This is a genomic window from Streptomyces sp. NPDC048106 (genome assembly GCF_040706415.1).
Classification (GTDB): domain Bacteria; phylum Actinomycetota; class Actinomycetes; order Streptomycetales; family Streptomycetaceae; genus Streptomyces.
This window is the reverse complement of sequence record NZ_JBEZND010000038.1, coordinates 85,530-93,828: the sequence shown is the minus strand read 5'-3', so window position 1 is coordinate 93,828 and position 8,299 is coordinate 85,530. Positions and strand designations below refer to the sequence as shown.

At 73.6% G+C, this 8,299-nt stretch carries 8 protein-coding genes; 6 read left to right on the top strand and 2 right to left on the bottom strand.

Annotated features, from left to right (window positions below; genetic code table 11):
* Positions 1 to 265: 265 nt before the first annotated feature.
* A complete protein-coding gene (locus tag AB0927_RS31015) occupies positions 266 to 571 on the top strand; it encodes a lytic transglycosylase domain-containing protein (protein WP_366671088.1) in 306 nt (101 codons plus the stop codon).
* Between the two features lie 137 nt (positions 572 to 708).
* A complete protein-coding gene (locus tag AB0927_RS31010) occupies positions 709 to 1,416 on the top strand; it encodes a YoaK family protein (protein WP_366671087.1) in 708 nt (235 codons plus the stop codon).
* Positions 1,417 to 1,434: 18 nt separating this feature from the next.
* Here AB0927_RS31010 and AB0927_RS31005 read toward each other — a convergent pair whose 3' ends face one another.
* Entirely contained in the window at positions 1,435 to 3,462 is a 2,028-nt protein-coding gene (locus AB0927_RS31005; protein ID WP_366671086.1) for a bifunctional glycosyltransferase 87/phosphatase PAP2 family protein, read from the bottom strand.
* 409 nt (positions 3,463 to 3,871) lie between these two features.
* On the opposite strand from AB0927_RS31005, the gene proP reads away from it, so the two are divergent.
* From proP to AB0927_RS30990, 3 genes are all read left to right on the top strand, one after another.
* Positions 3,872 to 5,251: a glycine betaine/L-proline transporter ProP gene (gene proP / locus AB0927_RS31000; RefSeq protein WP_366671085.1), complete on the top strand. Its 1,380-nt coding sequence runs from the start codon at positions 3,872 to 3,874 to the stop codon at positions 5,249 to 5,251.
* 113 nt (positions 5,252 to 5,364) lie between these two features.
* Positions 5,365 to 6,477 carry a DUF2330 domain-containing protein gene (locus AB0927_RS30995; RefSeq protein ID WP_366671084.1) on the top strand — a complete coding sequence of 371 codons (1,113 nt, stop codon included), beginning with the start codon at positions 5,365 to 5,367 and terminating at the stop codon, positions 6,475 to 6,477.
* A gap of 108 nt (positions 6,478 to 6,585) precedes the next feature.
* Entirely contained in the window at positions 6,586 to 7,257 is a 672-nt protein-coding gene (locus tag AB0927_RS30990) for an O-methyltransferase (RefSeq protein WP_366671083.1), read from the top strand.
* A 30-nt stretch (positions 7,258 to 7,287) separates the two neighbouring features.
* Here AB0927_RS30990 and AB0927_RS30985 read toward each other — a convergent pair whose 3' ends face one another.
* A complete protein-coding gene (locus tag AB0927_RS30985; RefSeq protein ID WP_366671082.1) occupies positions 7,288 to 7,680 on the bottom strand; it encodes a hypothetical protein in 393 nt (130 codons plus the stop codon).
* Positions 7,681 to 7,782: 102 nt separating this feature from the next.
* On the opposite strand from AB0927_RS30985, the gene AB0927_RS30980 reads away from it, so the two are divergent.
* On the top strand, positions 7,783 to 8,193 hold the full coding sequence (locus AB0927_RS30980) for a DUF1992 domain-containing protein (protein WP_366671081.1): 411 nt from the start codon (positions 7,783 to 7,785) through the stop codon (positions 8,191 to 8,193).
* Positions 8,194 to 8,299: the final 106 nt, after the last annotated feature.

The window sequence follows — 8,299 nt, the reverse complement described above, 5'->3', positions numbered from 1 at the left end:
CAGCACCTGCTGGCCACCTGGACCGGCACTTGCCCCACCTGCCGACAACCCACCCCATGGCAGCCCTACGACACGACCTAACAAAGCACTACTAGTAAAAGGGGCGATTGCGGACGACTTTCCGGGCTGCTTGTCTGGACGACGTCGCCAGGCGCCACGAGCCCTCAGGGCCGCGGCGCCGACGCATGCGGCCACCGGCACCACCGTGTGGCCGGCCTCCGGGTTCATGCCGGCGACCCCCTGTCCCCGACGCAAGAGGTTCTCCGTGTCCGTCTCCTTCATCCGTCGCATCGCTTCCCCGAAGAAGGCCCTCACCGTCGCCGCCGTGGCCGCCGCCACCGCCGGCATGGCGCTGTCCGCGGCGCCCGCCCAGGCCGCCCCGGCCTCGGCCTCCTCGGCGCAGGCGACGGCGCACCGGATGATCCCGGACGCCGCCCAGTTCGACGCGTTCAGCAAAATCGTCCAGCACGAGAGCGGCTGGAACCCGAACGCCACCAACGGCGCCATGAACTCCCGCTACGGCAGCCCGGCCAAGGCCTGGTCCTTCTGGCAGGCCCACGGCTGGTACTGAGCCACCCCCTCGGTCCGCACCCCCACCGCACGCACCCCCGCCCCGCCCGGCGAGGGTGCGTTCGCATGTCCGGGCGCCGCCGGGCGGCGCGTGGTGAAGTTGGTCCTGCCACGCCCGTACGGCGAACGGGAGGAACCGTGCCGACACCGCCGACACCACCGACACCGCCGGACCCCGACCCGCCGGGCCCGGAGGCGCGCGGGCTGCGGCTGGTGCTCGTGCTGCTCACGCTGACCGTGGTGAGCGGTCTGATCGACGCGGTCAGCTACCTGGGCCTGGGCCGGGTCTTCACCGCGAACATGACCGGGAACATCGTGGTGCTGGGGTTCGCGGCGGCCGGGGCGCCCGGGTTCTCGGTGCCGCACACCGCGGCCTCGCTGGCCTTCTTCCTCGCCGGCGCGGTGGCGGGCGGCCGGGTGGCGGCCCGGTTCGGGGGCGGGCCCCGGCGCCGCTGGGCCCGGCTGACGCTGGCGGCCGAGGCGGCCCTGGTGGGGCTGTCGGCGGCGGCCGCCTTCGCCTGGCCGGGCCGCACCGGCACGGTCTACGCCCTCATCGCCCTCACGGCCTTCGCGATGGGCCTGCGCAATGCGACGGTCCGCAGGCTCGGGGTCCCGGACCTGACGACCACGGTGCTGACGATGACGCTGACCGGCCTGGCCGCCGACTCCCGCCTCGGCAACGGCAGCGGGCACCGCTCCCCGCGCCGTACGGCCTCGGTGGTCGCCATGCTCGGCGGCGCCTGTCTGGGCGCGTGGCTGGTGCTGCGCCACGGCCTGGGCATCCCGCTGCTGATCGCGGCGGCCGCCTCGGCGGTGCTGGCCGTGAGCGCCTCCGGCAGGGAGTAGCCCCGCGGAGCAGCCCGGCTATCTCACCGGCACCGGCTCCATCAGCCCCGTCTCGGCGCGCGTCGTACTCCGTCCCGCCCGCGGTCCCTGGACCACGTACGACAGGGCGAAGCCCGCGCAGACCACCAGGGCGCCGCCGGCCGCGTCGAGGACCCAGTGGTTGGCGGTGGCGAGGATGGCGGAGACAGTGAAGAAGGGGTGCAGGAGCCCGAGGGCCTTCATCCACCACCTGGGCGCGAGGACGGCGATGACCACGCCGCACCACAGGGACCAGCCGAAGTGCAGGGACGGCATCGCCGCGTACTGGTTGGTGAGCGCCGTCATCGCGCCGTAGTCCGGGTGGGCGAGGTCCTGCGCGCCGTGCACGGTGTCGACGAAGCCGAGGCCCGGCATCAGCCGCGGCGGGGCCAGCGGGAAGAGCCAGAAGCCGATCAGGGCGAGGAAGGTGGCGAAGCCGAGGGAGGTGCGGGCCCAGCGGTAGTCGACGGGGCGGCGCCAGTAGAGGACCGCGAGGACCGTGAGCGGGAGCACGAAGTGGAAGGACTCGTAGTAGAAGTCGAGGAAGCCCCGCAGCCAGCCGATCCCCGCGACCGTGTGGTTGAGCCAGTGCTCGATGTCTATGTGCAGGAACCGCTCGATGTCGACCACGATCCGCCCGTGGTGCTCCGCGGTGGCCCGCCCGCGGTCGTCCCCGCTCGCGCCCGCGGCCAGCCGGACCCGCGCGTAGGCGGCGTACACGACCCGGATCAGCAGCAGTTCCAGGAGCAGGTTGGGGCGGGTGAGGACCCGGCGCAGGGCGGGGAGCAGGGGGACGCGGCGGAAGCGGGCGGGGACCGCGGGGGCGTACTCGGTCGGGACGGGGTCCCGGTAGTACGGCGAGGTGCGCGACAGGAACGGTACGGCGGTGGCGGCGGCCAGCGCCGCGATCAGGACCAGTTCGTCGCGCAGGGCGTAGAGCGCCGGGGTGTTCGGCAGCATCATCTTCGCCGGGAGGGTCATCACCAGCACCACGGCGACCGGCCACACGCTGCGGTCCGAGGCCCGGCGGCCGACGCGGCCGACCACCGCGAGCAGCAGCCACACGAGCTGGTGCTGCCAGGTGGTGGGCGACACGGCCACCGCGGCGCACCCGGTGATCGCCACGGCGAGCAGCAGTTGGCCGTCGTGCGCGTAGCGGACGGCGCGGCGCAGGGCGAGGACGGAGACGGCGGCGCCGAGCAGCAGGAAGAGCGTGATCTCCAGCGGGCCGGTGAGGCCGAGGCGCAGCAGCGCGCCGTGCAGGGACTGGTTGCCGAGGGCGTCGGCCTTGCCGCCGAGGCCCACGCCCGCCGTGTGGTGCAGCCAGTAGGTGACCGAGTCGTGCGGCAGCGCCGCCCAGGCGAGCGCGGTCAGCGCGGCGAAGGCGCCGGTGCCGGTGAGGGCGGCCCGGCGGCGGCCGGTGAACCACAGCAGCGGCACGAACAGCAGCACGGTGGGCTGGAGGGCCGCGGCGAGGCCCAGGCACACCCCGCTCGCCCGCTCGCCCCGTACGGTGAAGCAGCCGAGCAGCACCAGCAGCACCGGGATGATGCTGGTCTGGCCGAGCCAGAGCGCGTTGCGGACCGGCAGCGACACCATGAGCAGGCTGATCGCGACCGGCGCGGCCAGCAGGCTGGTGCGGCGGCTCACCGGCTGGGGCAGCGCGCGGGCGGCGATCAGGCCGAGCGCGACCACCAGCAGCAGGGTGGCGAAGGTCCAGCTCCAGCCGAGGGCGGCCTCCGCGGCGCGGGTGAGCGGTCTGAGCACGAGCCCGGCGAAGGGGGTGCCGGTGAACTGCGTGGAGTCGTAGAGGGAGCCCTTGACGTGCAGGACGCCGTTCGGGCCGACCCAGGTCTCCAGGTCGGTCAGGCGTTCGCCGCTCGGGCTGCCGAGGACGGCGGCCATCTGCCGGACCGCGAGGACCGCGGCCACCGCCCACAGCGCGAGCCGCGCCGCGCGCAGCCGCCCTCCGGTGTCCGCCGTCCCGAAGCCGTCCCTCGGTCCCCCGCCGTGCTCCACGTTCGCCACGCCTCGTCGGCCTCCCGCCCCGTTCTCGTCCCGGTCGTGCTTCGTTCACGCCGGGTCACCTCTGCGCAACCCTACGAGGCTCGCAGACCCCCCGGAAGGGGACGCAGGCAACCCCCGGATCACCTGACACCGACTCCCCTTTTGTCCAATTGACGATAGTTCGCGGGAGTTTCTGATGCCCGCGAGGGCGCGAGAAGCGTCACAGCCGGAGCGCGGGACGCCCGGCCGGGAGCGGGCCGAGTTCCCTGCTGACGCGCCTTTTGGCTGCCCTATGCACGCATTCGCGCACGTCACGTAAGGGATGAATTCGTGCCTATGGTCGATTTTCGGCCCTCGCACGCCAGGCTGTTTCCACCGCCGTCGCCGGGGCCGCGTCTCTGTCCCCGTCGAAAGGCAGGCGAGCCCCGTTTTGGCGACCGTCACAGCCGTCACCCCCCGTCCGAAGGTCCGCGGGGCCGCCGCACCGGCCGCCCGCGACGTCACCGTCACCGATCCCGCGCTGGTCAAGCGCGCCGTCAAGGCGGCCGCGCTCGGCAACGCGATGGAGTGGTTCGACTTCGGTGTCTACAGCTACATCGCGGTCACCCTCGGCAAGGTCTTCTTCCCGTCCGGCAACCCGACGGCCCAGCTGCTGTCGACGTTCGGCGCCTTCGCGGCGGCGTTCCTGGTGCGCCCGCTCGGCGGCATGGTCTTCGGCCCGCTCGGCGACCGGGTGGGCCGGCAGAAGGTCCTCGCGGTCACCATGATCATGATGGCGGCGGGCACCTTCGCGATCGGCCTGATCCCGTCGTACGCCTCGATCGGCGTGGGCGCGCCGCTGCTGCTGCTCGCCGCCCGGCTGGTGCAGGGCTTCTCCACCGGCGGTGAGTACGCCGGCGCGTCCACCTTCATCGCCGAGTACGCCCCCGACCGCAAGCGCGGCTTCTTCGGCAGCTGGCTGGAGTTCGGCACGCTCGCCGGGTACATCGGCGGCGCGGGTCTGGTGACGCTGATGACGGCGCTGCTGTCCTCCGCCGACCTGCTCTCCTGGGGCTGGCGCATCCCGTTCCTGATCGCCGGTCCGATGGGCGTCATCGGCCTGTACCTGCGGATGCGCCTGGAGGAGACCCCGGCGTTCGCGGCGGAGGTCGAGAAGGCGGAGGCGGCGCGGCCGAAGGTGCCGCTGCGGGAGATGGTGGCGGGCCAGTGGAAGGCGCTGCTGCTGTGCGTGGGCCTGGTGCTGGTCTTCAACGTCACCGACTACATGCTGCTGTCGTACATGCCGAGCTACCTCACGAGCGTGCTGAAGTACGACGAGACGCACGGCCTGCTCGTGGTGCTCGGCGTGATGGCGCTGATGATGATCGTGCAGCCGTTCGCCGGGGCGCTGACCGACCGGGTCGGGCGCCGGCCGGTGATCGCGGCGGGGTGCGCGGGGTTCCTGTTCCTGTCGGTCCCGGCGCTGCTGCTGATCCGCCAGGGCAGCCTGCTCGCCGTGGCCCTCGGCATGGGCGCCCTGGGCCTGCTGCTGGTCTGCTTCACCGCGGCCATGCCGGCCGCGCTGCCCGCGCTCTTCCCGACGCGGGTGCGCTACGGCTCGCTGTCCATCGGGTTCAACGTGTCCGTGTCGCTGTTCGGCGGGACGACGCCGCTGGTGGTGACGGCGCTGATCGGCGCGACCGGGAACCTGATGATGCCCGCCTACTACATGATGGCCGCGGCGGTCGTCGGCGGGTTCGCGGTGTGGCGGATGTCGGAGTCGGCGGGGCGTCCGCTGCCCGGTTCCGCCCCGGCGGTCGAGCGCCGGTAGGCACTGTGGGGGCGCGGGCCACGGTTCCCGCGCCCTCCGGGGCCGCCGTACCGGAACCGGAACCCCACCCGCCTCGTCTGTAGCCCTGACATCGGCGCGACGGGGGACGGGACATGCGCGGGATCCGAGCCGGACGCATACTCACGGTGGTACTCACCCTGCTCGGCATCCAGCTCGGCTGGCTGATCGCCCCGGCATGGGCCTGCGGCTGCGGGGCGATGGTGGTGGACCCCGCCCAGCGGATCGCGGTGTCGAGCGAGCAGTCCGTCCTGCGCTGGGACGGCCGCCAGGAGCAGATCGTCATGCGGCTGACCGTCACCGGCGACGCCCGGCACGCCGCCTGGATCATGCCGGTCCCGCACCGCGCCACCGTCCGCCTCGCCGACCCGGCCGTCTTCGACCAGCTGGCGGCGGCCGTCGCCCCGGTGCACCGCACCCGTCACCACTTCTGGCCGCGGCACGGCGACTGGCCCTTCGACGACCACGCCGACGGCGCCGCGGCGGCCCCGGCCCCCGCCGACGGTGCCGTGGGCGTCGTCGGACGGCAGCGGCTCGGCCCGTTCGACGTGGCACGGCTGACCGCCACCGACCCGGCCGCCCTGGACGGATGGCTGCGGGCGAACGGCTTCACGCTCCCCGCCCGGCTGAAGACGGCCCTGGCGCCGTACGTGGCCGAACACTGGGAGTACGTCGCCGTCCGCCTCGCCCCGGACACCGCGGGCACGGCGCTGCGCGGCGCCCTCGACCCGCTCCACCTCACCTTCGCCGCCGACCACGCGGTCTACCCGATGCGCCTGTCCCGGCTGGCCACCACCCCGCAGTCGCTCGGCCTGTACATCCTCGCCGCCCACCGCATGCGGCCGCGCACCGCGATCGGCGGACCGCCGCCGCGCACGGTCTTCGCCGGCCGCCTCACCGACCCGGGCGCCGCCCTCGGCGCCCTCGCCCGCGGCACGCCGTACCTGACCGCGCTCACCCAGGAGTTCCCGCGGCCCGCCCGCATCCGGGGCGACCACGAACTGCGCCGGGCCGCCACGGACGCCCCGGTCCGGCAGGTGACCTACGACGACGAGCTGGACCGGATCGCCGGCGTCCCGGCCTGGCTGCTCACGGTCGGCGGCCTCGCCGCACTCCTCGCGGCCGCGGTCGCCGTCATCGCCGTACGACGCGCCCGGCGGCCCGTGCTCCCCCCGCCGCCCGTCTCCGCTCCCCCGCCCCTGGTCTGATCCCGCGACCCCGGCCGATTCGCTGTCCCTCCCGATCCCCCGGCTGAGATGATCGGAGACGGCAGCAGGCCGCGGCCTCGGCAGGCACTCGGGAAAGGCAGCAGGCGCATGAGCGGGCAGCAGCTCTGGAACGACGTCGACGACTACTTCATCAGCAGCCTCTCACCCGACGACGAGGCGCTGCGGGCGGCCCTGCGGGAGAACGACGCCGCGGGGCTGCCGCCCATCGGGGTCACCGCGGCCCAGGGCAAGCTGCTCCAGCTCCTCGCCCAGGTGCAGGGCGCGCGCACCATCCTGGAGATCGGCACGCTCGGCGGTTACAGCACGATCTGGCTGGCCCGCGCCCTGCCCGAGGACGGCAGGCTGGTCTCGCTGGAGTACAGCGCCCAGCACGCCGAGGTGGCCACCCGCAACATCGCGCGCGCCGGCCTGGACCGTGTCGCCGAGGTGCGGGTGGGTCCTGCGCTGGAGTCGCTGCCCAAGCTCGCCGACGAGAACCCGGCCCCCTTCGACCTGGTCTTCATCGACGCGGACAAGGCGAACAACGCCCACTACGTGGAGTGGGCGCTGCGGCTCACCCGCGCGGGCAGCCTGATCGTCCTGGACAACGTGGTGCGCGGCGGCCGCGTCACCGACCCGGAGAGCACCGAGCCGGACGTGGTCGGCACCCGTGCCGCGATCGAGCTGATCTCCTCCCACCCGAGGCTCAGCGGTACGGCCATCCAGACGGTCGGCACCAAGGGGTACGACGGCTTCGCGCTCGCCCGCGTGCTCGGGTGAGGCGCTCGGCGTTCGGCGTTCGGCGTTCGCTCAGACCTCGTGATAGAAGCCGACGTTGACGCTGCGCGGCGCCGTGCGGTCCTGGACCACGATCTCGCCGGAGCCCCCGCGCGGGAGCGGCACCGTCGCGCCGTAGACCAGCAGCCGTACGGACTCCCCGGCCGTCAGCCGCACCTCGGAGGCCGGGTCGGGCTGGGAGCCGCGCAGCCAGGTGAGCTGCCAGGCGCCGTCGGCTCCGCAGCGGAACTCCAGGTGGACGCGGGAGACGAACAGCCAGTCCTCGGGGGTGACCAGCCGGCACGCGGAGGCGTCCCGGCCGATCCGCAGCACCGCGCCCGGCTCGCTCGGCGCCTCCGCCATCGTCATGCCGGCGGTGGCCCCCGCGTCGGCCGCGGAGACGGTGGCCATGGTCAGTTCGAGCACCTGCGTTCCCCCTGAAACGTCGTCGCGCGACGGGCAGTTGACCCGCGCGCCGCCGCCGCATGATAGAACGCCCCGCCGGGCCGCGTCCGGCACAATGGGGCCATGACCGAGCGAAAGCCACCCGGCGTGCCGTTCGAGAACTGGGTCGACAAACAGATCCGGGACGCGGAGGCGCGCGGCGAGTTCCAGCAGTTGCCGGGAGTGGGCGAGCCGCTGCCCGCCGAGGTCGAGTCGACGTACGACGAACTGTGGTGGGTCAAGCGCAAGATGCATCGCGAGGGTCTCGCGATGCTGCCCCCCGCGCTGGCCCTGCGCCGGGAGGCCGAGGACGCGCTGGCGGCGGCGCACGCAGCGCCCTCGGAGCGGATGGCCCGGAAGATCATCGAGGACGTCAACGTCAAGATCCGCGACATGATGTTCAAGCCGCCGCCGGGTCCCCCGCTGGGGAAGAAGCCGTACGACGTGGAGGAGGTCGTACGGGAGTGGCGGCGGCTGCGAACGTCGAAGTCCTGAACCACCGGGCCTGAGCGGCTGAGGCCGCAGGGGGTGTCCGGCGGATCTTGGCGCAGACGCGGGGTCCGGCACGCCGATCTGGGTCAAAACCGTGCCGTGTCTTCCC

Bases quoted from the DNA above. Each gene is read 5' to 3' on its own strand.
- AB0927_RS30995 (WP_366671084.1), top strand. From the start codon at position 5,365: ATGCGCGGGATCCGAGCCGGACGCATACTCACGGTGGTACTCACCCTG.
- AB0927_RS30990 (WP_366671083.1), top strand. From the start codon at position 6,586: ATGAGCGGGCAGCAGCTCTGGAACGACGTCGACGACTACTTCATCAGC.
- AB0927_RS30980 (WP_366671081.1), top strand. From the start codon at position 7,783: ATGACCGAGCGAAAGCCACCCGGCGTGCCGTTCGAGAACTGGGTCGAC.